This is a genomic window from Opitutaceae bacterium (assembly GCA_041395105.1).
GTDB lineage: Bacteria > Verrucomicrobiota > Verrucomicrobiia > Opitutales > Opitutaceae > B12-G4.
This window is the reverse complement of sequence record JAWLBB010000001.1, coordinates 1,123,821-1,147,935: the sequence shown is the minus strand read 5'-3', so window position 1 is coordinate 1,147,935 and position 24,115 is coordinate 1,123,821. Positions and strand designations below refer to the sequence as shown.

General features: G+C 55.9%; 19 protein-coding genes. 4 read left to right on the top strand and 15 right to left on the bottom strand.

The genetic code is table 11. The features are described 5' to 3' along the window. Positions 1-31: 31 nt before the first annotated feature. Genes R3F07_04500 through R3F07_04480 form a run of 5 tightly spaced genes read right to left on the bottom strand, consistent with a single transcriptional unit; the run spans position 32 to position 6,188 of the window. The gene (locus R3F07_04500; protein MEZ5275623.1) at positions 32-994 is read right to left on the bottom strand and encodes a glycosyltransferase family 2 protein; all 963 of its coding nucleotides are present in this window, start codon (positions 992-994) and stop codon (positions 32-34) included. Continuing rightward, complete coding sequence (locus R3F07_04495; protein ID MEZ5275622.1) at positions 984-2,975, bottom strand: hypothetical protein; 1,992 nt, start codon at positions 2,973-2,975, stop codon at positions 984-986. Before R3F07_04495 ends, R3F07_04500 begins: the two co-directional genes overlap by 11 nt. Beyond that, complete coding sequence (locus R3F07_04490; protein ID MEZ5275621.1) at positions 2,968-4,128, bottom strand: glycosyltransferase; 1,161 nt, start codon at positions 4,126-4,128, stop codon at positions 2,968-2,970. Before R3F07_04490 ends, R3F07_04495 begins: the two co-directional genes overlap by 8 nt. After that, entirely contained in the window at positions 4,070-4,891 is an 822-nt protein-coding gene (locus tag R3F07_04485; protein MEZ5275620.1) for a glycosyltransferase family 2 protein, read from the bottom strand. The genes R3F07_04490 and R3F07_04485 overlap by 59 nt, the downstream gene beginning before the upstream one ends. Further along, positions 4,881-6,188 (bottom strand): O-antigen ligase family protein, encoded by a 1,308-nt coding sequence (locus R3F07_04480; protein ID MEZ5275619.1) that lies wholly within the window; start codon positions 6,186-6,188, stop codon positions 4,881-4,883. Before R3F07_04480 ends, R3F07_04485 begins: the two co-directional genes overlap by 11 nt. A gap of 96 nt (positions 6,189-6,284) precedes the next feature. On the opposite strand from R3F07_04480, the gene R3F07_04475 reads away from it, so the two are divergent. After that, the gene (locus R3F07_04475; GenBank protein MEZ5275618.1) at positions 6,285-7,346 is read left to right on the top strand and encodes an acyltransferase; all 1,062 of its coding nucleotides are present in this window, start codon (positions 6,285-6,287) and stop codon (positions 7,344-7,346) included. 6 nt (positions 7,347-7,352) lie between these two features. Here R3F07_04475 and R3F07_04470 read toward each other — a convergent pair whose 3' ends face one another. From R3F07_04470 to R3F07_04430, 9 genes are all read right to left on the bottom strand, one after another. Further along, complete coding sequence (locus tag R3F07_04470; GenBank protein MEZ5275617.1) at positions 7,353-8,537, bottom strand: glycosyltransferase family 4 protein; 1,185 nt, start codon at positions 8,535-8,537, stop codon at positions 7,353-7,355. Then, entirely contained in the window at positions 8,504-9,382 is an 879-nt protein-coding gene (locus R3F07_04465) for a glycosyltransferase (GenBank protein ID MEZ5275616.1), read from the bottom strand. Before R3F07_04465 ends, R3F07_04470 begins: the two co-directional genes overlap by 34 nt. Positions 9,383-9,630: 248 nt before the next feature. Next, a complete protein-coding gene (locus R3F07_04460) occupies positions 9,631-10,719 on the bottom strand; it encodes a glycosyltransferase family 4 protein (GenBank protein ID MEZ5275615.1) in 1,089 nt (362 codons plus the stop codon). Positions 10,720-10,725: 6 nt separating this feature from the next. Further along, a complete protein-coding gene (locus tag R3F07_04455; protein ID MEZ5275614.1) occupies positions 10,726-11,946 on the bottom strand; it encodes a glycosyltransferase family 4 protein in 1,221 nt (406 codons plus the stop codon). After that, complete coding sequence (locus R3F07_04450; protein MEZ5275613.1) at positions 11,943-13,133, bottom strand: glycosyltransferase family 4 protein; 1,191 nt, start codon at positions 13,131-13,133, stop codon at positions 11,943-11,945. The genes R3F07_04455 and R3F07_04450 overlap by 4 nt, the downstream gene beginning before the upstream one ends. Before the next feature lie 88 nt (positions 13,134-13,221). Next, positions 13,222-14,082, bottom strand: coding sequence for an ABC transporter permease (locus R3F07_04445; GenBank protein ID MEZ5275612.1), 861 nt, complete (start codon positions 14,080-14,082; stop codon positions 13,222-13,224). A 53-nt stretch (positions 14,083-14,135) separates the two neighbouring features. Continuing rightward, positions 14,136-15,404, bottom strand: coding sequence for an ABC transporter ATP-binding protein (locus tag R3F07_04440; protein MEZ5275611.1), 1,269 nt, complete (start codon positions 15,402-15,404; stop codon positions 14,136-14,138). A 141-nt stretch (positions 15,405-15,545) separates the two neighbouring features. Continuing rightward, positions 15,546-16,115, bottom strand: coding sequence for a transcription termination/antitermination NusG family protein (locus R3F07_04435; GenBank protein ID MEZ5275610.1), 570 nt, complete (start codon positions 16,113-16,115; stop codon positions 15,546-15,548). Then, complete coding sequence (locus R3F07_04430) at positions 16,112-16,627, bottom strand: hypothetical protein (protein ID MEZ5275609.1); 516 nt, start codon at positions 16,625-16,627, stop codon at positions 16,112-16,114. Before R3F07_04430 ends, R3F07_04435 begins: the two co-directional genes overlap by 4 nt. A gap of 871 nt (positions 16,628-17,498) precedes the next feature. Here R3F07_04430 and R3F07_04425 point away from each other — a divergent pair. The 3 genes from R3F07_04425 (at position 17,499) to R3F07_04415 (ending at position 23,079) form a co-directional block, all read left to right on the top strand. Then, the gene (locus R3F07_04425) at positions 17,499-19,922 is read left to right on the top strand and encodes a hypothetical protein (GenBank protein ID MEZ5275608.1); all 2,424 of its coding nucleotides are present in this window, start codon (positions 17,499-17,501) and stop codon (positions 19,920-19,922) included. A gap of 231 nt (positions 19,923-20,153) precedes the next feature. Further along, complete coding sequence (locus R3F07_04420) at positions 20,154-21,800, top strand: exosortase/archaeosortase family protein (GenBank protein MEZ5275607.1); 1,647 nt, start codon at positions 20,154-20,156, stop codon at positions 21,798-21,800. Positions 21,801-21,849: 49 nt separating this feature from the next. Beyond that, positions 21,850-23,079, top strand: coding sequence for a glycosyltransferase family 4 protein (locus R3F07_04415; GenBank protein ID MEZ5275606.1), 1,230 nt, complete (start codon positions 21,850-21,852; stop codon positions 23,077-23,079). Positions 23,080-23,103: 24 nt separating this feature from the next. On the opposite strand, the gene R3F07_04410 is transcribed toward R3F07_04415, so the two are convergent. Further along, a complete protein-coding gene (locus R3F07_04410) occupies positions 23,104-23,964 on the bottom strand; it encodes a sulfotransferase (protein MEZ5275605.1) in 861 nt (286 codons plus the stop codon). Positions 23,965-24,115: the final 151 nt, after the last annotated feature.

Sequence of the window (24,115 nt, the reverse complement as noted above, 5' to 3'; positions counted from 1 at the left end):
CTTTGGGTCGTCAGGGGTAACGGCGGGGCCGTCATTCCGGCAGGTTGACGAGTCGTTCCACCACAAAGGTAGGGCGATGCTTCACCTCGATAAAAATCTGTGAGAGATACTCCCCGATGATTCCGAGAAGGAGCATGGTCACGCCGTTGAGAAAGAGCAGCAGAATCACAATCGTGGCAAAGCCGGGAGCCGCACTGTGGAGATCAAAGACCAGGGCCTTAATCAGGTAAAAGACCGCCAACGCAATCGCGACAATGCACAGGCAGAAACCTACCCCTATCGCCAGACGAAGAGGCTTCGTCGAAAAAGAGGTCAGTCCCGTCATGGCCAGCTTGATTAGCTTGACCATATTGTACTGGGCCACCCCACCCGCGCGGTCAGGACGATGAACCCCGATCGAAGTCGAACGCAGACCGATCCATGAGCGAAGGCCGCGCACAAAGCGGACCCGTTCAGGCAGGGCGTTCAGGATATCCACCGCCCGGCGACTGAGGACACAGAAGTCCCCGCTATCGAGGTGAACTGGCGTCTCGGCCAGCTTTCCGTACAACCAATAAAATGCGGAGTATGCGCAACGTTTCCATAGAGTCGATTTGCGCTTCTCACGGGTGGCATAGACCACGTCGTAACCCTCCTGCGCCGTTGCCAGCAACTCCAGCATGACCTCCGGTTCATCCTGGAGATCGGCGTCCATGATGGCGACGAAGTCACCCGAGACAAAACTCAGGCCCGCCGTCACCGCCGCCTGGTGACCGAAATTGCGAGACAGCACGACCAACCGAACCCTCGGATCCTCGGTCGTCCATTGCTCGACAAGGGCGATGCTTCCATCAGTGGAGCCATCGCTGACCAGGATCAGTTCCCACTTGGGTGGCATCCCTTCGATCCGTTCGAATCGCGCTCGAAGCATCGGGAGAACCTCCTCTTCGTTGAGGAAAGGAATGATGATCGACAGAAGATTGTCTTCGATGGGGGAGGTGGCTTTAGGAATCACTTTCTGGAACTAGAATGATGAGTTCAATCGATGGATGGCTCACGGAAATCGTGATGGAATCATGACCCTCGAAAACCGACTGGCAAATCACACCCTCAGCTGAAAAAAAGGATTCAGGATACCTTGAAGCTTGGGAAATGAGTGGACGCTTATTCCAGGAATCGATCGGTCGGCTGCCCTCGAGGCCCCGGCACAGAGCCATCTGGTATCTGGATGAAACTTCCGGCCCGACCTTCAGAGGCATAATCAGATCTCCCAATTGGATCGTTCCGAACGTTGTACCCTTCGGCAGGTTCTCCGCCCCTTTGAGGAACCAGTCGACCACGATCAGCCCTTCGTTTCGGCGACCCAGGACCACTTGGTCACCAGGTCTCAGGTTGGCCGCACCAAGGAACCTTGTTCCGCCGATTTCTCGCGGAAACGAAAGATCCCGGTAAGCAATTGGCAGAACGGACGGGATCGGTGCCTTCGAACCCGCCTTCGGCGCGTACACAAATGCCTGCAGCGGAAATTGCACCGCCCCCCACTTCCCCACGTAGCCCCCCTCTTTCAGAAAACTGATCGTCTCCGTTACGGCCTGGACTTTGGATGATGAATCCGAACCTGAATTCCAATTCTGCTCAAGTGAAAGCACCTGGTAGGCCTTCCAGTCGTTCTGGATGACCATGATCTCGGCCGTTGGATCAAGACTCCCGTCTTCGAGCGAATCGAAGTCACCTATGACGGAGACAGAGTCCGGATCAATCCGGTCACTCGCGTAGAAACGAAAGGTTCGGTTGCTGCGCCCATCCACGACAACGCGCCCGCCCGACTCCACCACTGATGCCGCCACATCGGCAATTTCCGGCCAAAGCGGCCCCGGTCTGCGGAAAGTGTGAACCAAGGCGATTCCCAGGATGCCGAAAACGGTGACTCCGGCCAGCCACTTGCCTAGACGCCCGCGGGCATCAAATACCAGCAGGAGGAGCCAGGGTAACCCGAACAACGCGTGCTTTGACTCAAGTTGGGTCGCGCCAGGCGGCGTCATCGGCTCCAGGACCAGGTAGATGGCAGCCAATGGAACAAGCAGACATGCAGCCACCAAGCCCGCGCGCTCGCGATCTTTCAGGAGAAGCTGGGAAAACCGAAACGCGAGCAGGGAGAAGAGCCAGACCGATCCCAGAATGACCAGCCAATTCTCCGTCGGTTCAACCTGGTAGCCCCAAAATGTCTCGAAAACGAAATAGAACGGCTTGATGGCCAGTCCGGGACTGAAACCGCGGAAGGCGTTCTCTCCCGCCACGCTGCTCATCCCGGTAAAGGCGATTTCCATCCCGAATCGGATGAACCAGCTCCAGAATGTAATCAGGACCAGGGCCACGAGAATCGCGGAGGAGGCCACCAGAATCCGACCTCTTGCTTTCAGACACGACCATTCTCGAAAGGCGACGTAACAACCGATCTGGAGTCCCAAGAAGAGATAGAGAAAGGGTGAAAGCAGAAGCAACCCCCAGAAGACCAGGCGGCATTTTCGGTATTCGTAGTCGAGATAACGGATGAGGATGAAGACTCCAAACGATGCCCCCAGGTAGAATCCGTAGTATCTGAAATATTGTTCCTGAAAGAAGACAAACGGACTGAACACCAGAAATACCGCCATCGGAAGCAGCATCCTGAAGTCACGATTGTCCCGCCCGAGGAGAAAAAGCCCTGCGACGGCGAAGCTGACCCAGACCACGCCGGTCAGTCGATAGAACATGTAGTTCCCCGGATTGACTCCCCCCAGGACCAGGCGCGCGCATTCAATCAGAATTGTATTCGGCACCGCCATGAGGGTTCTTCCCTCGTAGGTGTACCATTCATCACCACCCCAGGGCAGAAACAGGCCATACCACCAGGAAAGGCCGACATGCAGTCCGACCAATAACACCGCGACGACAGCGAGGCGCACACGGCCGCTCAAGGTCTCTCGAGACGGCATCAACTTTCCGTCTTCAATCATGGCAAACCCTAAGATAGGAATCGACGTAATTTTCCGCCGCAATCCCTCCGAGTCGAGCCTTTGGCAGAGCCTCCGCCACACTCGTCGTTGACTGATTCCCGGCGGCCGCAGCCAAAATGAACGCCGCCACCGCCGCCCAATCTCCATTGGAAAAGCGTTCTCCGAACAAACCTAGGTTCTCGAAAAGTTCATCCACTCCCCCACCCCGGTAAGCCAGTATGGGAACCCCACAGGCATTGGCCTCAATCAGGACCCTGCCAAAGGGTTCGGGAGATGTGGAAAGGTGAAGGACGAAATCACAATCTGCCATTTCCTGAAGAGGATCTGGAGTGAATCCGTTGAGTCTCAACCGGTCGGGATGCTTGAGAGCCTGTGCCATCGTCTTTAGTCCGTCCAGGTAAACCTGATCGCTCGCGGAGACGTTCCCGAACGACACGAACTCCACCGGGGCATCCGTGCACGTCGCAGCGATCTGAAGCAGATCGCCATGCCCTTTCCACTTGGTGTATCGAGCGAACATACCCACCCTCAGTCGTTCTTCCCTTGCCCTCTTTCTCACGGGCATCTCTCCGATCGGATTGTAGAGCTTTGTCGACTTGTATCGCTCCGACTTGGGAATTGTCTCCACGACCGCATCAGAAATGGTGATTATCGCATCCACACGCCGGGAGATCCAATCAAGACCCTTCCCATAGAGCCCTCTGGCTTTGCGCCGATTCACGATGTCATGCAGATGCACCACCCGTCGATACCCCGGATCGAGAGGGAGCGATGCATTGAGCAGATGTGAAACCATCGAGTTCGAAATCACGGCCACTGCCGAATGCTCGCGAATGAGGTGCATCACCCGCCTGCGATTGACCCGGATTGCGGCAAAGACCCGAAACAGATTCATCGGAGATGTCCGCCCACCCACTGAAAATGGCGGATAGCGAAGCATTCCCGTCGCCGTCTCGATCCGATGGCCGAAAGCGTCAAAATAGGCGCGCAAGTTTTGGTCTTCCGGACAGACAAAGACCGGACGCCAACCGCGACTCAACAGACCCGGCAAAATAAACCGGTAGTTGGTCTCGGCACCGCCGACAAAATCGCCATCAACGAGGATTAGAAGACTTTTCCCGGACACGTTCTGGCGCTCGAAGTTGCAGCTCACTTTCAAAGATCTTGAATTGGACCATGACGTAGGTGAGCACCTTGAGAAAGACCCGGAAGAAACCCGGAACACCATGGATAAATGCACCTCGGAGGAAATAGTCCCGACCGAAGATCGCCCACGGGTAAACAAACTGTCGCCGAAACGACCATCCTCTACCACGTTTCTGCGTCTCCTGCAGTTCATACCTCAGGTAACGGTTCGTCTTCAGCCACCAACTGCTGATGTCGGTGAAATCGTCATGAATCAACGCGTGCTCAAATTGAACCGAACGCCCTGGCACGACCACATGGGAATGAACCTCTCGACCGTCGTAACGTCCCTTGTCTCGCCGAAAGAGCCGCGATTGCCGGTCAGGATAATCGGAGGATCTCCGCATCCACTTTCCCCAGAAAAGGTTCTTTCTCGGTATCCACACCAGATCGACATCCGTCGGAGGTGGGCCTTGGAGAAAAGACCGGATTTCGTCCGTAAGTTGCGGTTCGGGAATTTCGTCCGAATCCAGGATGAGAACCCATTCAAAACTGGCTTGGGGAATGGCCCAATTCTTCTGGATGGCCGACGTGACGTATTCATGTTGTATGACCCGGACTCCGTGACGGGCCGCGATCTCAAGCGTTTTGTCTGTCGAGTAGGAATCACAGACCAGGACCTCGTCAGCCAGATCGCGAAGCAAGGTGAGCTGGCGGTCGAGATAGGCCTCAACGTTATACGTCGGGATGATGACCGTAAGGCCCGATCGATCTGGCGGATCAGCTGGCATGCGTCTCCTCCTTGAGTTCGGGCACCTCCGGCCGGTCATCCGTTGTCGGCCCCCGCGTCGGGATTCGCACCGGTCGGCGTTCCAGAAAATGAGTTGCCTGAATCATGCCCAGAAAGAATCCCAGGAAGGTCAGGTGTTCAGGGCGGTTCAAAACCGCCTCCAGCATGAAAGGTGAAACCATGAATATGCCGGCAATCTGTGCCCAGACACGGGTGGCCCCCCCGGCCCGATAGCCGGTCCAGATCGGGAGAAGCAAAGCCGCAATAACCGGGAGGGCAGCCAGACCCATATTGGCCAGCAGTTCAAGATACCCATTGTGGATGTAGGCGACATTTCCCGCACCTCCGCCAAGAATCGGATTCGTCAGATATGAATCAATGGCGTAACTGAATCGCCGTATCCGCTGATCATTTTCCCTCTCGCCCGACAGGGCCTGTTCGGCTTCGCCGAATCGCTCGATGATGCCGGTTGAGGGCAGATAAATCCAGGCCACCACAGCGATGATCGCGGCAAGGCCGATTCCAGTCACTTTTCGATAGCGCCCCTTGGATCCTACGATCAGGAAGAGACAGGTCAGCGCCATGGAAAGAAAAGCCAAGCGTTTGCCCGAGACCATTACGCTTGCAACTTGAGCCCCGGCCAAACCCAGTTTGATCAGAGACGGAGCCCGAAGCGTGGGCAACAACAGAATCGAGGTTACGGTTACACCTGCGACCGTGGCCGTACCCCAGAACCCTTCCGCTCGGGTCACCGCCTGAACCTTTCCGTCGACGATCACGCCATAGGCCTGCGAGGGAAGGAGAAATCCTCCAAAGGTTATCCCGACCGCCGTCATCAGGGAACCCGCGGCGATAAGAAAACTGACCAGCAGGAAAATCCGGGTTGCCGTCTCATAGGCGGCCCCGTTCCGCACAAAGACCATGATGACGTGCTTGGTCAGAAAGACGCTTGAGATCGGGACCATCCAGAGAACAGCCTTGTCGAAAGGCACGCCACTGGCCATTGCCACCACAAACGAAAAAGCGATCAGCGCGAGAGCGACCAGATCCCACCGGCCAAGAGTGAAGCGGATGAAGCGGACGGTCAAAAGCAGCAAAAGCAGGAGAAGAACGGTGAATGGAATGACCTCGAACTTCCAGTTGATCTCGCGAACGATATCCTGATAAACGAACTGCGCCCGGCGCGGTCCAATGACCATGGTGAACAGCAACACCCAGCACAGAAGGCGGTATTTGCGGGCAAGCAGGAGCGCAAGGATGATCGCACCCCCCGCAAGGATAATCAGTTTCGTTATCATCGTCTCAATTCGGATCCGGCTTTAGGTTTCCGGATTCGATCCGTTTTCGCAGCCGTTGGCTTGACCCTGAATCGCATTCTGAATGAATCGGGACACGTGCAGGCGGCAGATTATACGAACGAAGCCGGTTCATCCGAACAGCCAAGCAGTCGTCCAGCGAAGGAACGGCATCTAGGTCTGGATTTCGGTCGACTGACTGCCGCGTTTTTTGTGGTCGCCATCCATGCCGGTCCCGGGACTGAGGCTCCCGGGTTTTCGGGCGAGTTGCTCAATCAAGCCGCTCGATTTGCCGTGCCGTTCTTCTTTTGTGTATCGGGATGGCTCTTCGCCCGGAGCTACCGTCATGCCGCAACGTGGCACACCCTTTGGCGTTACGAGTGGCGAATTCTCTCTCTCTTTCTCTTCTGGTCCGCTGTCTATTTCCTCAACCCAAGCATCGCGGCTATTCAGGAATTTGGCTGGTTCGAATCCTATCGTGAACGCTGGCACTTCTTAACGGCCAGTCCGGTACAGCTCATGCTGAACGGAACCGCACTTCACCTTTGGTATCTTGTTTCCCTCGCCATGGGTCTGTTCCTCGTCTGGCTCGTGAATCGCCGAACCGCCATTCCCGGAGTCTTGTTGGGGTCGCTTCTCTACCTCATCGCACTTGCCGCAGGCCCCTACCACGGCTCGGTCCTTTCCATTGACCTCGGCCTCAATCCCAGAGACGGACCATTCTTCAGCACCATCTTCGTCGCCCTCGGGTTCCTCACCGGCTGGATCGGGTTCAAACCCGGAAGGCGCATGGCGTGGCTCTGTTTCGCGGCCGGTGCCATTGTTCATGGACTCGAAATCACCCGCTTCTATCTCCTCTTTCATGCCTCCCCTTTCGGCTACAATTTCGTGATCGGCACACTCTTCTTCGGCTATGGGGCCTTTCTCCTAGCGATCAGTTGGGAACCCTCCGGATTGCTGGATGGACTCGCCCGGCTGGGCCCACTCGCCACGGGGATCTACTGCGTCCATGTCCTCTTCGTGAAGAAGATGGATTTCTTCGATGTCTTTTTCCCTTCCGAGTGGTGGGGATTCGCCCGAACCATCCTCGTCTTTGTCGTCGCTCTGCTGGCATCCATGTTCGCAGCGAAACTGCCACCATTCAAACGTTTCGTGACATGAAGGCCCCTAGGCCCTCTCCGCCGCCGCGAACGCTGCGTCGTAGTCAAGTATGCGACGACTCCAGTCAAAACGATCTCGAATTCTATCAGCCTGGACAGATGGCTTCCCAGTCCCTGCCTCTTTCTTCAGCAGGTCATGAATGGCATTGCGAATCGATCCCACAGTGACATCACACAGCCTGATCGCCTCCGAATCGTCGACCAGCGGCTCCAAGAATTCCGTCATTCCCCCCACCGTGGTGGCGACCAATGGCGTTCCTGCGCCGACCACCTCGAGTGCCGCAATCCCGAAAGGCTCCTCCCGGGAGGGAACGACCGCCAGGCGCGCCCCACCTATCCAGCGATTCATCTCATCCGGATAAGCCCGTCCCGGAAAGAACACCCGCCCGGAGAGGCCCAGTTTCTCCGTCAATCCACTCAAGCGCTCACGTTCCGGTCCACTCCCGACCAGCACAAGGTCCAGGTCAACTTCGAGACCGGCAAAGGCTTCAATGAGCAGATCAAATCCCTTCTTCTCGACAAACCTGCCAAACCCCAGCATGTAGGGCCGCTTGTGCGGCGAGGCATCGAGGGTTCCCGCACCTTTGGCATCAAACCCGTTCCAGATCACCATCGACTTCGCCTTCACCGCCGGTTCGAGACGAATCGCCTGCTCCAGGAGCCAACCCGAACAGGCCGTCACGAAATCGGCCGCTCTCAATGCCGTGAGCAATCGGTCCCGTTGTCCTCCTTCGCCTTTCACCGCCCGCATGACCTCATCTCCGTGAAGCGAGACAACCAAGCGGCTCCTTTTGAGCGATCGGATAAAGGGAATCAAGTCCACCTGCCAATCCGGGAAGTGGATATTGACCAGAGTCGGATCGAATCGTTCAAGAATCCTGCGGCCAACCCGCCGGTCTATCGGCAGACTGAGACACGCCCTTAAGGCCAGATCCGGCCTCATGCGTTGAAGGCCTTCAAAAGGAGACGGCTGGAAAGGCCGTCGATGGATGGGAACGCCCTCGATCACCTCCATAGCCGGAAGTCGCCTCGGGTAGCGGCGCGTCAAAACCTCTACCTGATGATGGCTTTCGATCAGGTGGCGGACGAGACGCTGGGCGACCGTCTGTACTCCCCCCAGTACCGGGGGATAGGACGCGGGAATGATCAGGATTCTCTTCAGGACGTCATCCCCTGCTTGATCATGCCCCACCGCCAACCGATCGCTGCCGAATAAAGAAGAGGAAGCGCCCGCAGCCGATCCCAGGGTCCCGGAATGCGCATCATGTGCTGAAGCGGCTGGTAGATGGCTCCGACGAAGAAATGGACACCTTTCAGCAGGTCGCGGAACCGGTGAATGCCGTGTGGGTAAATACAATACATGTCCCGCCACTTCCTTCTGACCAGAACGTAAGCCCGGCCGTACATGTAATGTTGATTGAGGAAACCCTTCACCGTCGGCCGGTGAGTGTGATAAACCCGGATCGTCGGATCGAATCGGATCCTGTAGCCAGCCTGAATGATCCGCCAGTTGAAGTCGACATCCTCGCCTCGGAAAAGGGTGATATCCTGCAGGCCGACCTTTTCAACCGCCTCACGGAGATAGGCGATGTTGACGCCGGGAAGCGTCCGAACGTCCCTGGCCTCCGCCCAACCCGGGAAGGTGATCGCATCCGCCACTTTGCCCACCAGCGAATCCGAATTGGTCCCGATCACCAGCCCACCCACCGCCCCGGCCTCGGGGTTCTGCTTGAGGGTGTCGCGAATCCTCTCGATCCAGTCTGGAAAGACCTCAGCGTCGTCATCGGTCATTGCGACCACGTCACCGCGACATTCAGCCAATCCTATATTGCGGCTATTTGCCAGATTGACATTGACCGTCCGAATCAGGCGAACGTCAACCGAGTTTAGTCCGACAAACCGATTGACCACGACGTCCGCCCGGTCATCGCCGCCATTCACCACCACGAGTTCGTCTGGCTTGACGCGACAGCCCTCCACAATCGAGCGGATGGCCAACTCGAGCAGCTCATGCCGGTTGTATGTGCATATGAGCACGCTGATTTTCATCGGAACAATAAGGCGGAGTCCCCTCCCAGATTAACCTGACACGGAGATTTCGAAGTCTGATGACCCCGAAACCGGAACCGACCAGCCTTCGACCGGTGACTGAAAAGCCTCCGGAAACCAATGGCTCGATGATCGACTTCCGAGGTCAGGAGTTCACGGGCAAGACTCAAACGCGATCTGAGTCCGTTGCCCAAACCTTTGTTTCCAGAACTCATATTGCCTGACTCCGCCATCCCTCAATCAGATTCTTGCTGAATGATCTCTGTTGCAATCCGCGACCATCTATATCGATTCGCCACGTGAGTGCGTCGAGTCCCTCGTTCACTCAGATCCGAGGCCAGCAACTGCTCGAGGGCTCGCACGACCGAACCGGTATCCGTTTCATTCACGAGAAGGCCCAATTGATCCGAAACGATATCCGGATAAGGAGGATGTTGGGAAACCAGTGCCGGCAGATCCATTGCCCAGGCTTCGAGCAGGGCGTTCGGAAACCCTTCGCCTCGTGAGAGCAGGGAGAAGACATCGGCCGCCCCCAGGACCGGCCGGACATCCTCAACGTTGCCGAGAAACCTGACTGCATCCTCGACTCCCAGTTTGGCCGACTCTATCTCCAGTTGAGTCTGAAAGGATCCAACCCCGGCGATCAGATATTTCACCTTCCGGCCCTGGCCCAGCAGCGATGGCAGAGCCCTCAGGAGGTATTGAAGGCCCTTCCTTTCCTCAAGGGCCGCCACCGAAACGATGAGATTCTCAGTCGCACCAATTCCAAGGGCTCGACGGCATTCTTCTCTCGGAAACGAATCCGGTGCAAAATAGCCGATATCGACTCCGTTCGGAATCATGACCGTCGGTCGACCCATTCTTCCAGCAATGCCCTCGACCATTGCCGGACTTTTCGCCACCACGCGATCCACCAGGGAGGTGATACCCAATCGGTCAAACGCTTCGTAGCGATGTGGGACGAGATCCGGAGGGTAACCGGCAATGAACTGAACCCTGTAGCCAAGAGATCTCTTCGTCTTCCTGATGGCGTTGGCTTCGCCACAGTCCGCGAAGTAGATGTTGAGCAGGTCGAAGCGTCCCTTCCTCAAATAGCTGCGGTAAAACGGCGCGGCGATCCGCTCTCTGAAGTACCTAAAATACGGAACCGATCGGACTTCGACCAACGGTGAGAGGACGGGCTGGCTTGACCTGGGACGCTGAGCCCAGGTGAGGATAGTCACCGCATGACCGTCCTCGGCCAAGGCCGAGGCCAGACAGCAGGCGGACGATTCAATGCCGCGCTGAAAGCGATACAGGTATGGAACAATGAAACCAATCCGCATGCCTGATCAGCTCCGTGACCGAATCGCCTTCTCGTAGAGTTCCACCATGCGCCGTGCGACCACAGGAGCCGCAAAGCAGGCGTTGGCACGCTCCCGACCACGGGACCCCATCTTCCTCCGAAGTGTGCCGTCCCGGATCAGGGCAACCAGGGCATCGGTCAATGGCTTAGACTCGGGTGGATCATAGAGGATGCCACAACTGCCACGCCCTAGTGTTTCCGGCATTCCTCCAATCGCCGTGGCTACCACCGGGAGTCCCGCGGCCATGGCCTGGGCACAGGTATAAGAAAAGCTCTCGTAATTCAGGGACGGAACCACAGCAAGGTCCGCCCGCCGGTACCACCCGTTCATGACCGGGGTATCGACGTAATTCAGAAGGCGGACCCGACTGGAAACACTTGCGTGCTCAAAAAAATCATGAAGCTTCCGATCCCACATTTGCCCGTCTTCCGCAGCACGGGGTTGGCCGATGAAGACGAAGAAGGCGTTCGGACAAGCCCGGAGTACTCTGGGAATGGCGTCCGCGAGAACGCCAATGCCCTTGATCCGTTCCAAACGACCTACGTGCAGAACGACAACAGCGCCTTCTGGAACTTGACTCTGACCGACTCGCAAATCAGCCGGATCAGGAAGATTCACGTCAACCGCGTTGGCCACAGGATGAAACCGATCGAGAGGCACTCCTGTTTCAGAAGAGACGACCTCCGCCATATCCACGCTCGGTGTGGTCAAGAGATCCGCACCCCTGATACAGGCTTTTTCCATTCGCTCGACGATACCTGTATCAAACTTCATTTCGCCACCCACGTGGTGTTTGCGAAGAATAAAGGTGGGGGTGTGGCAGCGAACCACCACCGCCGGACGGTCCAGGCGACGGGTGAAAAAAAACCCCTCCCCGCCGACCTCGGCGAACTCGACAACATCCGGCTTTTCGGCCTGGGGAAGCGAGGACAACCAACCGTCGAGGGATCGGCTGTAGCGACGGTGATTCCAGGAACGTGCATAATAGCGGAGGCCCGGCAACCGCCAATGCCGGGGGATTTCCGTGGGGATATATACCGTTGCAATCCCATCCTGCTCCGTTTGTCTCAATCTGGCTGCAAGTGAGGCGTCAGATGTCACAATCGTGACGTCGTGCCCGTCGTCTGAGAGGGCACGGGCCAGGGTGCGATTGTAGACCGCCACTCCTCCGTGACCCGAGAGCCTGCTGCAAAGGACTATTCTCATGGTTCGGTGACAAGAGGGCGAACCGGATTGGTCGAAACAATCGATTCGTAGACCGCAAGACGTGCCTGCAGGTTGGCTTCAGGATTCGCCAGGTGCATGATCCTCTCACGAGCGGCGGCGCCCATGAAAATTCGCATCTGCGGATTGTCCCTGAATTCCAATAGACGTGCGGCGATCCCGCGGAAGTCCCTCGCCTCAACTAGGAATCCTGTCTCTCCGTGGCTGACCAGTTCCGGGATGCCTCCTACTGAGGATCCGATGACCGGCAAACCAGCGGCCATCGCCTCGTAGATCGTGTTCGGTGAGTTGTCCCAGAACGACGGAATCACCGCCACATCGGCTTCCTTATAACAGTCAAGAAGCGTCTTCCTCGGGACGAAGCCATGCACTCGAACTGAACGAGGAAGCAGCTGGCCGGGCTTGGGAGCATAACCATAGAAATCAAACAGGATCCCTCCCCCGGAGGCTTCGACATGATTGACCGAACTCAGAAGAACATCCCCCCCTTTGACCGGGTCGTTCCGCGCGGCAAAAATGACCTTCATCTCCCCGGACGTCCGAGACGACCTGACCGCTTCCGACGCAGACTCGGCATCCAACGGGTACGGTTGAATGGTAAGGTGCGTCAATCGGCAGGCGGCTTCTTCCTCCACAATTCCAGCAAGGGCTCGACTCGGCGAGAAGACCCAATCCGCACTCCGAATGAAGGAAAGTTCCAGCTTGCGCTGGCGCCATTCGGCCGCATCGACCGGTCGGCCGGATTGTTTGAGGAATGTATAGCGGGATCCGTGAAGATGGGAGACCAACTTGAACCTCCGACGCCTTCCGTGCCAATAATCCCCTCCTTCGGAATACTCCACGAGATCAAACGGTCGATCGGCGTTCAGGCGATCAATCTCTCGCGCAACCATCCACCCGCGGCAGAGGTGACGCGCCATATGGCGAAAGGCGTACGCACCGGGAAGGGCAAAGATCTTCATCATCCGGTCACGCCCCACCGGGAGACGGACCACCCGAACCCCTTCGTCATTCTCCTCCATCCTCTGCCGGTCACGACTCGTGGCGACAACCGTCACGCGGTGACCCTCTTTCACCAGGTGACGCCCCATCACCTGGACAAAGGTACCGGCCCCGCCTCCTCCGGCGGGCCCCGGGTAACCCTTCTCAACAAAGCCGAAATGCATCATCCGCAAGAGTTCTAAACAGGAGGACAAAATCGCTGACCGGCCTGCAAGGGCCGCCAAGACTCAACCACTCAGACCGGAAATCCGGGAATCAGACCGTATCGACAAACCGACGTTCGGTCCGCTTGAAAATCGCCGCGCCAAAGAAGAAAACGGCAAGCGAGACGGTGAGGGAGATCAGGAAATTCGCCATAGAAACGCCGCCGACTCCAAGGAATCCGTATTTGATCGTTTCGACAATTGTCGTCATCGGATTCAGCGCCATCCACAATTGGTATTTCTCCGGAATCTTCGAGAATGGGTAGATGATCGGCGTCGCATACATCCAGATCTGGACCAAAAAGCTGAGCAGAAAATTCAGATCCCGGTATTTGGCCGAGGCCGCCGACGTAATAAACCCGACTCCCAAACCCAGCACTCCCGCTTGCAGGATCATGAGAGGGAAGAGCAGGATGACCCAATTCAGCCGTATCTCGTCACCCCAGGCCGTGAAAAAGAGATAGTAGGTATAGAAACCGAGGAAAGTCGCGATCTGGATCGAAAGGGCAATCAATTGTGACAGGGAGGCTGTAAGTGGCAAAACCAGACGCGGAAAATAGACCTTTGTCATCAATCCCTTTTGAGTCACAAAGATATTTCCCGTATGGTTCAGCACCCCGGAGAAATAGCCCCACCCAAGCAACCCACTCAAATAGAACAGAAACTTTGGAGTCCCGTCGGTCGAAATCTTGGCAACATTGCCAAAGATCACCGTGAAAACGATCGTGGTCAGAAGGGGTTGAATGACGAACCACGCCGGTCCCAGAATGGTCTGCCGGTACTTGGCAGCAAAGTCCCGTCCGACCATCAGGAAAATTAAATCCCGGTGATCAAATAGATCCTTGAAATCGATTCTTGCCCACCCTTTAGACGGCGCGATCACGATTTCGGGTTTTTCTTCAAGCATGGTCATGTCAAGATCCGTTGGTTGTCTGTGGGTTCCCAGAGGCTGACTGTGAGTCTGCCTTACTTTGAAATCTGAGGTTTGGAGGTCCGGGCGTCGTGACTCCAGTCATGATCCACCAGAACAGCACATTGACTGTCCCTGGGGGTCCGCCCGCTGGAAAAAAAGACGCTCGAATCGACCATGAAATAGAATGCGTTGGGTATCGAATCAGTCGCCCGGCCAAATGCTTCGATAACAACCTCAACCCGGTACTTTCCGAGCGGTAGCGGCAGCCGTTGCACAGCACAACGAACTCGACCCTCGCCACCAGCGGTTCGCATGCGAACCCCCTCGAATTGTGTCGAGAAGTGGACGATGTCGATACCTCTCTGGTTGTGAACTTTGACCAGGCAGGTAAAGGGCAGGTCATCATTGTCGGTCACATAGTCGAACTCGAAGGCGTAGTCCGCCCCTGCAACGACCGAAGTAACCGAACGGCCGTCAGAATCAACTATCCGACCATCGGTCAACCTGACCTCCCTGGATCCGGTTCGATAGGGGTTCTCTTCCGTAAACGCCACTCCTGCCTCCTCTTCGTAGCTGTTCAGGTAGTTGGAAACCACATCGGCGGTCGGGCCCGAATCAACCACGCGGCCCTGATGCAAGGAAACACATCGGGTGCACAATTGCTGGATTGTCCCCATTTGATGACTGACGAAGATCACGGTGCGCCCGTGCCCGGCCACATCCTGCATCTTTCCGATGCACTTCCTTTGAAATTCGGCATCACCCACCGCCAACACTTCATCAACGATCAAGATGTCGGGCTCGAGATGAGCGGCCACCGCAAATCCAAGTCTGACAATCATGCCACTTGAGTATCTCTTGACGGGTGTTTCGATATGCCGCTCGATCCCGGAAAAGGCGATAATCTCATCCAATTTCCGCCGGATCTCCGCTTTGTCCATCCCGAGTATGGCACCGTTCAGGAAAATGTTGTCCATACCGGTAAGCTCCGGGTGAAAACCGGTTCCCACCTCAAGCAGGCTGCCAACAGAACCTCGCAGAACAGCCTTTCCGAACGTTGGTTCCGTTATCCGACTCAAGATCTTGAGGAGGGTCGATTTCCCAGCTCCATTTCGGCCGATTAGGCCAAGCACCTCACCCTGTTCCACGGAGAACTCGATATCGCGCAACGCCCAAAAATCCTCCGGTCGATCCGCTCTTACCGAATCAGCCGTCTTTCGGTTCCGCCATCTCTCCGTAAACAGCTGCAATTCATCTCGCAGGGTTCGTGCCCCGATCTTGCCAAGTCGGTAACGCTTGGAAAGGCCGCTGATTTCGATCATCGGTTGAGTCATTGTGTCATAATCCGGTTTCTACTTTCGGAAAGTATGTTAACAAGCTGCCGCCACCGGCCGAATGCCGGAATATATCCAGCAAAGCCGTCGGGTAAACTACAAGTGGAGTTCTCGCTGACTGAGACTGGATCAAATTCTACAGGATCGCAGGAATTGCTCGGGAACAACAACCTCCGTCGTTTCGCTGGCCAGTAACGACGATCTTGGAAGGTCTATGTTTACCGATCGGCCGAGGAAATCGATCAGGATCGAAACCCGATCGGCTCTCCCCGACACCTTGGTTACTCGACCCGTCGAACCCTTGAAGCAACCGGTCAGAATCTCGACGATTTCGCCTTCCTCCAAGCCGACACCTTGCCCACCTGCTGCACTGACTTCTCGCATCGTCGCCTGCAGATCGGCAATGATTAGGTCAGACACGGACGGCACCTTGTTGCCGAACCGAACGACCCCCGTAACACCTTGAGCCGACAGAATCCGCCGCCCTGATTGACCCCATTGGAAACGAGCAAAGAAATAGCCGGGGAAGAGGGCTTCGACGAACAATTTGCGCCCACTTCGGGTTTTCCGCCAGACCGCAATCCGCGGTGCAAATACTTCCGTTTCACACTGTTGCTCGACAAAAGCAGCTGCGATGTGCTCCCGCTTGGTCTTGGATCGCAGGCAATACCAGGCAAACTTGTCACTCAGACCGGTCACTTCTGCGCCTCCAGAACCACCCTGACAGCGGGTATCAGTTCGACCAACAAAGTATGGATTTCTCGTATCCCATCGATCCGTCTGACAACGGATGGTTCGAACCCCGAATCCCGGCTCGCTTCCAAACCGATACGCTCAATCCGCTCTCGAAGAACCTGAATCTCAGGCTGTACACGATCTCTGAGAAAACACGCAAGAAATCGACCATAGTCGGTTTCCGCTCTGAACAGATCCTTACGGGCAACATCAGAATGCTCGACCGAAATGGCTTCAAGGTCCTTGAGAACCCGGAGGCCCTGGCTCACCGATCCCAGGCTAATCTCAAGTTTTCCCACAATATCTCCCATGGACATGTAACCACCTGAAAGATAGAGTGTTCCATAGATTTCACCAACCGATTTTGGATAACCCAACACCTTGGAAAACTGACCAAACAACGCGAGCACATCGAGTTCGAGCCGGTTCAGATTTCCGACCGAGCTGGCATTTCTTTCTATCACCCGCTGGAGCATCGGTTGTTTCAGAAAAAAATGAAAGCCAATTTCGGCAACCGATAGACCTGCAATCTGATAGTGATTGGGGTAGGCAATTGTCGATGATTCGGCTCAAGAAAGATTCAGATGTGAAAACTCCTGAAATCGAGCTACCTATCGTCAACCCGGTTCCCCGCGAGTCGTAATCACTTTCTGTCCACAAAAGGGTCAATGACTTGAACCAGAGTCTTGCCAAGAGTGCCCACCGTTCAGCTTCCCAAGACAAATCTGAGCCAACACCAACGGTCCTGTGCCTAATCACAAATCTTTCCGATTCGATTTCAAACGCTGTCCACACATTTGCAGCGCCTTCATCCTCGTCTTGAGCGGAATGATTGGTTGGCTGAATGCAGTTGGGCAATCTCAGACGCGAACCTTCTACGTCGCCACGTACGGAGATGACAATTGGAGCGGCGCCTATCGCGATCCCGAGTTCAATGGGACCGATGGCCCTTTCGCAACGATCGAAGCGGCTCTGAGTGCCGCCCGTATCGCGCTGCAGGAGAATGACCAGTTAGTCTCCGTCGAAGTCCGCAACGGAAGATATCCCGTCAGCAAGTCGGTTATTCTGGGTGGAGATTTCTCCGGTCGGGAAGGTGCGCCTTTTGTGCTCTCCGCCTATGGAGACGAACGACCGATCATCGATCTTCGCAGTGCCGCCGAAGCCGTCATCGAGGTCAGATCCGCGCGCGAAATCGTCCTCTCCAACCTCACCCTCGCCGGATCCGCCCAGTCGGGTGTCAAGGTTGCCAAATCCAGCGAAATCGAACTCCAGCGTCTCGATCTGACGAGCTTCAGTCCGGCCGTCAATTTCGACAGCGAAGGCACCCTGACCCTTGCGGGGTGCCAGATGCAGGATTCCAACGAAAACAAAGAACTGCTCGATTCGATCCGATCTCCTTCCCGTGCCTCGAATAATCTGCTGATTTCGACCACATTGGCCGACATTTCTCCGGACGATCGGCTCCTAATCCTCGCCCAGAATTCCGGCGCCCCAAAGCAGGTTTCGGCGGTCAAACACGACGATACCAGCCTGAGCGACGGCCTCATTGCACACTATGCCTTCGGTCCAGACAACTGGACCGTCGATCGAATCGCTGGTCAGAATATCATCACACGTGGCGAAATCGGCAATCAACAAGATGGGGGAGTCATCGGCCGTTGTGTTCGATTGAAGCGGAACGGCATCCAGTATGCTCCGATTCCCTGGAATGGTTCCGATCTGCCGCGAGCGGTCAATTTTTGGTATTGGAATGCAGACAACATCCGTCGGGACACTTACTTCATTTCGGTCGGATCTTCGGAAACCGAACCCGGCTACACTCTGTTCAGCCGAGGAAAGAACGGAGGTGAAATCGTCTTGAGTTTTGCTGGATCGGAGAAGGTCTGGCCCGAGCCGGATTTTCTTGGGAAGCCAACCATGGTCACCCTGGTTGTGCCGAATAGAGGTGCGAAACTAGACGACGTCGAACTCTATGTGAACGGAGAGTTGGATCGGGACGGTCAAACCAGCGACAACCGTAGTTTCGTGACATCGGACTCCTACCCCCATCTTTGCTCAACATCGACGTCGCTCAACGTGAGCGGTCAGCGCCACATGTTCGACGAATTGAGTTTCTGGAACCGCACCCTCTCATCTGCGGAAATCCGAACGCTCTACAATGAAGGCAACAGCCTGGCATTCCTACCCCCTCTGGCTAGAGCCCGCGGCGATGTCTATAGCCTCAGAGAGTGGGGGTGGCCCTGGATGGTCGACACCAAGATGCACCGGGAAGAATTGTTCGAGGTCTGGAACTCGCTGAAGGATTTGGATATCGGAAACGGCGTCCCTCGACTCGCCGATCGATCATTTGCTGGTGAAGCGGAGCGTAAGATCTACGTCGATCCGATCCGGGGAAACGATCTCTTCGGAAGCGGGTCCTTCACTCGACCCTTTAAAACCCTTAATCGCGCGGTCAACGCCATTCCAACCAACGCAGCCAGTCAATTGACCCGATCCACGCTTATCGAACTCGCAAGTGGAGTCTACGAATTGGACGACCGGATCGACGTCAATTCATGGGGTTCGCCAGTCAACTGGTTGGCAATCCGCGGCCCAAAGGACGGCGGACCACGCCCCATTGTCACCTATTCCAGTCAAGCGGTTGAGCGCGCGCTTGATGAGCGGGACAGAGGAGGACGAGGCGGCATGTTTGAATTGGTCAAACTGCAGGGCCAATACATCGAGTTCAGCGGAATCGTCTTCGATCAGCGCCGCGACGAGGTTCCCTACGGTGACCAGATTCACGAAGGTGCATTTCGGTTCTTCGCCCATGCCAACCAGATAGCCAGCAACGGCGTGGGCTGCCGCATTCTCGACGTTGAAATCAGGAACTTCCTTCATGCCGGCATCAAGGGTAACGCCAAGGGACTCATCATCGACGGAGTCTTCATCCATGATGGCGGGAACACATTTCACGACCATTGCGTCTATATTTCCAGCGAAGGAGAAGGCAGCGCCTATGAATTGCGTCGGAGTCTTCTGATGAACGTAACAGGCGCTGCGTCCAATCAACACAAGGTATCTGACGGCAATGATCTTCCCGCCCCTGAAGGAGCAACTATCACCCACAACGTAATGATTGGCAACGAACACCTAGGCATTTCAACCACAGGAACAGCCGGTGAGATCGCACACAATGCCATAGGATATTCACGGTGGTATGGCGTACACTTTTACCGAAGCAGTGCCAGTCTGACCCGGATCCAGAACAATATCTTTTTCGGATACTCGGATCCCGACCTGCCAGATATCGCCTGGAGCAGCTACAATCTATCGGGCGCAATGACAAAGGACCCGGCAGGGGTCGTCGTTGAAGGAAACTACTTTGAGCGCGGCCCTACCTCTGATAGCCGGGCAAATCCAAAGGATCCAGGACCCTGGAAATCAGGTACTACCTACTACACGTCAAATACTGTCGAGAGGAATGGCGCCTTCTACCTCTGCGAAGTGATCAACAACTCCAAACAGATTTCTACAGAAGGCCCGACAGGGACCAACCCAGACAGCCCGAGCCTCGACGGGAACAACATCCGCTGGTGGTTCCTCACGAAGACCCCCAACCGGGTTGAGAACAACCTCCTCAATGGCGATAATTCCAATGGGAGGAATTTCCGCAACGCAGAAGTGGGAGACTTTCATCTCCGGAAAGGCGGCGAGGCCAACGGAATCGGCGTCGACATTGGCTATACCAATGGCAGGAATCCGGGTCCATGGCCGAATCCTGTCCCCTGACCACTAGTCTGATTTGGGATCGGACCTAGACGCGTCGACCGTTCGTCTTGAATCTCGTAAACCAGGTCGTCCTGGCGCCGTGTTTGCACTTGGACTCAAGACCGACCATGGCTGCTGCCACCCGGTTCCAGCCTGGCATTTTCCGCCGCTCTAGTGACACGAGGAGTTGCGGAGGGCGCTAAGATTGTACAGCTTCCCGTCGATTCAGTCTACGTCTCATCCCTTTCCATTTTGACCACTCCAACTGACAAAGGCACCGGTCAGGAGCCAGTCATCCCGATCCGTTCCGGACCGGGTCGCCTTGCCATCATGCTGCTCGTCCTTTCAGCCGTGATCGTCTGGATGAATTGGGCTTTCCAGCTTTCGATTTTCTGGGACGCGAAATCCTACTACAATTACGGATGGGTAGTTCCCGTTCTCGCCCTCTTTCTCATCTGGCGGCGATTAGGCGACCGCCCCACGCCTGTTCCGCCGTCGGTCCTGGATTGCGTCTTCGTGGTGGGAGCGTTTCTTATTTTGCCCTTCGTTCAGTTGTTCACGGAGGCCATCCCAAATTGGAGGATGATCGCCTGGATTCATACTGGAACTGTGATTTTCCTATCCCTCGGTATTGCCATCCTGATGGGAGGGCGCCGGTTTGGTGCGCACCTCTTTTTCCCCATTGCATTCCTCGTGACGGCGCTTCCTTGGCCTCAGCGTTACGAGATTCCAATCATTTCGGGTCTGACCGATGGAGTCGTCCACTTCACAGTCGAATGTCTCCGATTCTTTGCCGTTCCCGCAATATACACCGGCAACGTCATCGAAGTGGGCAGCCAGACCGTAATGGTCGGCGACGTCTGCAGCGGCATTCGATCGCTCCAGGCGCTCGTCATGGTCGGCCTTTTTTTTGGCGAACTCTTCCGACACGGTATTGGAAAGCGGCTTCTCCTCGTTTTCACCGCCGGCTTCTTTGCGTTTGCTTTCAACTGCTTCAGGGCGCTCACCCTGACTCTGGTGGTCCTCTACGGAGAACCTGGCATGTTCGACGCTTGGCACGATTGGGTCGGAGCTCTGGCCTTCGGAGGATCCTGTCTCGGCCTCTTTCTCGTCTCGGAATGGCTCAACCGAGGAGAGAAGACGACCGGTGGTGGCGCACAGTCACAGAAATCCTTCTGGGACTTCAACCCGATTCGTCCGGCCTTCGCACGGCTCGCACTCAGTTGGATCGTTCTGTCATTTGTTCTGATCGAGTGGTGGTTCGCGAGGCACGACCAGGATGCACCGGTCGGCGAATCCCTCATCATGAACTGGCCAGATCCTTCGGCCGAGTCAGGGTTTCAATTTCTGGACGTACCTAATAATGTCCAGGAATTCCTTCGTTACGATCACGGCCAGCGGGCAGAGTTCTATCTGCCCGACGGAAGTCGCATAGAAATCTACTTTCTGACCTGGGACCGCGGGATACTTGGAATGGAGGCGGTCGATAATCATTCGCCAGACATCTGCATGGTCCGAAATGGAGGCGCCGTGGTCGAAGCAAGAACGGCTCCGAAGGAATTCGATCTACTATCTTCGCAGATTCCATTTGATACCTACCAGATGCGCTACCCCCAGATCGATCAATCCTTTCAGACGTTCAGAGCAGTCTGGTTGCGGGGATCTGAAAGCGAATTGAATGACGTGGTTTCATTCAGAACCCGGAACCAATCCATCACGGACCACTTCCGTGGTGCGGTGGAGCGCATCCGCGTGGGACGCCGGAATTTCCCTGTAGCCATGCTCTTGATCGGCATTGAAGGAAAAGCGAACATCGATGATGCATGGTCGGCCGTGGAGAAAATCCTGCATTCAGCACTGGTGATCGAAGACGTCGAAACTGAAGACCTAAAACCGTGACACGAATCACCGTCCTGGCAAGACGAACACCAACCCCCAAGTCTTCCTTTTGAAAATCGCGATTTACCACAATCTGACGTCAGGAGGAAGTAAACGGGAACTATACGAGTTCACGAAGGAGTTCCATCGACGCGGACACACAATAGACCTCTACCGTCCCGCCACCGCCAACGAAGACTACCTTCCGCTCAACGCTTTTGTCCGCTTCGATAAGGTCTATCCTCTGGAGCCGGTCAAACGGATTAGTGGGAGTCTGCCCGCTCTCCGCAATCACCTCAATGTGATCGGCACTTTCCGGACTCTGAGCAGACTCGATAAGGTTGCGCGTCGGATCGCATCGGACATCGACTTGGAAGGATATGACTTCGCCTTCCTTCATCATGACAGGATCGTGCAGAGCCCATACGTCGGGCGATATCTTGTCTGCCCAACGGTCTATTTCTGCGCCGAGCCCATGCGCCGATTCTACGAACCCAGGATTGATCGCCAGTTTGGGCCGGCCAGAAAGAGGTCAGCTCGACTAGCCGAGTGGTGGTACAGCCCTTCGCAAAACGCCCTCGAGCGTGCCATCAAGCGACTAGACCGGGAGAATCTAGCCTCCATCGACGTGTTGGTGACCAATTCGCACTATTCGAACGAAACGATCTATCGCGCCTACGGTCGTCGGGCGTCCGTCATCCACCTTGGAGTCGATACCGACAAATTCGTCCCGCCGGAACCCCCACGGCCCGATCGGTATATCCTGAGTGTTGGCGCAGTTGCGCCCCTAAAGGGCTATGACTTTCTCATCCGATCTGTCGGGCTGATCGACAAGCCGAGCCGATTGCCGGTGATTATCGTGGGCAATACGGCCAGCGCGTCAGAAGTGAACCACCTCACAGATCTGGCTGGCGAATGCTCGGTTGACCTAAGCTTTAGGGTGGACGTCTCCGAGTCCGAGTTGGTTGCCCTCTACCAGGGCGCTACCGTCTACGCCTATACCGCGATCATGGAACCGATGGGGTTGAGTCCGCTGGAGGCCCTCGCCTGCGGCGTGCCGGTGGTCGCCGTGAGCGAAGGCGGGGTCCGTGAAACCATGCGCTGCCCCGGAGCCTCTACCCTCACCGAGCGTTTCGAGGCGCCTTTCGCCCGAGAGCTGACCCGGGTCATCCATGAGTTGGAATGTCGAGTGGAAATCGGACACCAGGCCCGTCAATACATTCTAGACTACTGGACGTGGCCCCACGCCTGCGAGCGAATGATCGCTGCCCTCGCCCAAAACGGATTGCTCAAAGACTGACCGTAGAGGCGAGGTGGATTCCACTCAGGCTCTAGGAATCCAACCACTCAGGTCCCTTCCAATCATCGCCTCGAGCCGTCTGATTTCCTCTCCGTAGGTGATAGCGAGATGCTCCCGATATTTCGCGAGATCGTCGCTCGTCAGCCCCGGGGTATCTCGGGTGACCTTGTCTCCAGACTTGATTCCGGAAAGCAATCTCCGCTTTAACCTGACAGCCCATCCGCGAAGGCCGGAACCGGTTCTCTTCGTTCGACGATCCGGAGCGGAATTGTAACGCCGCTCCAGGTCAGGCACGAACGCATCGGATACATCGAGAAATCGATAGACATCGGCCATGACGGACGCCGGGGCCGAGACGATATCATCGAAAAGAAGCATCTTGATCTGCCTCCGATCAAAACGATCCAAGTAATTCCCGAGCAGACCGGATACAAAACCCAATTCGTAGAGTTGCTTCCCCGGTTGGAAGGCCTCCTCAAACGAATCCGTTGAGAACCCGCATCGGAGGCGCATCTTGAAGTCCGACAGGATCCGATCCACCGGGTTTCTAAGGCTGACGATCAGCCGCACATCCGGGAGCCTCTTGCGGATGGCCTCCGGAGCCAATGGGCTGTCAAGGTAGAGAGGCGAGGCTTCACCCGTCGCTTTGCAGCCGATAGCGTCATCAAACAACGCAGCGTATTCCTCAATCGTTTTCGCCGGAAACTGGTGATGCTTGTCCTTCTCCCACTCCGGTGGAAAGCCCAGCCCCGTCGGTGAATACGCAAAGAAATTGACCTCCTTCACCCGGCTCATGAATACTTCCGGGTGAGCGGCAAGGTGATGATAGAGAGACGTCGTCGCTGCCTTCGACGCTCCGATGATCAGGAAGTTGGGAAGGATCATTTCCTAAGGATCCGAAATCAACGGCACGGGGTCGTTGGGAATTACTCCTGTTCTTGAGGTCTCCGCTGAGACCAAACACGATGAATAGAAATATGCATCTCCCTTTATCGCATATTGCTGGCGTCACTTGAATGGCTATCCGGCACATCTG

Coding starts and splice junctions, on each gene's coding strand:
- R3F07_04495 (MEZ5275622.1), bottom strand. CDS start 2,975: ATGATTGAAGACGGAAAGTTGATGCCGTCTCGAGAGACCTTGAGCGGC.
- R3F07_04485 (MEZ5275620.1), bottom strand. CDS start 4,891: ATGCCAGCTGATCCGCCAGATCGATCGGGCCTTACGGTCATCATCCCG.
- R3F07_04480 (MEZ5275619.1), bottom strand. CDS start 6,188: ATGATAACGAAACTGATTATCCTTGCGGGGGGTGCGATCATCCTTGCG.
- R3F07_04460 (MEZ5275615.1), bottom strand. CDS start 10,719: ATGCGGATTGGTTTCATTGTTCCATACCTGTATCGCTTTCAGCGCGGC.
- R3F07_04455 (MEZ5275614.1), bottom strand. CDS start 11,946: ATGAGAATAGTCCTTTGCAGCAGGCTCTCGGGTCACGGAGGAGTGGCG.
- R3F07_04450 (MEZ5275613.1), bottom strand. CDS start 13,133: ATGATGCATTTCGGCTTTGTTGAGAAGGGTTACCCGGGGCCCGCCGGA.
- R3F07_04445 (MEZ5275612.1), bottom strand. CDS start 14,082: ATGACCATGCTTGAAGAAAAACCCGAAATCGTGATCGCGCCGTCTAAA.
- R3F07_04440 (MEZ5275611.1), bottom strand. CDS start 15,404: ATGATCGAAATCAGCGGCCTTTCCAAGCGTTACCGACTTGGCAAGATC.
- R3F07_04430 (MEZ5275609.1), bottom strand. CDS start 16,627: ATGCTCCAGCGGGTGATAGAAAGAAATGCCAGCTCGGTCGGAAATCTG.
- R3F07_04425 (MEZ5275608.1), top strand. CDS start 17,499: ATGCAGGATTCCAACGAAAACAAAGAACTGCTCGATTCGATCCGATCT.
- R3F07_04410 (MEZ5275605.1), bottom strand. CDS start 23,964: ATGATCCTTCCCAACTTCCTGATCATCGGAGCGTCGAAGGCAGCGACG.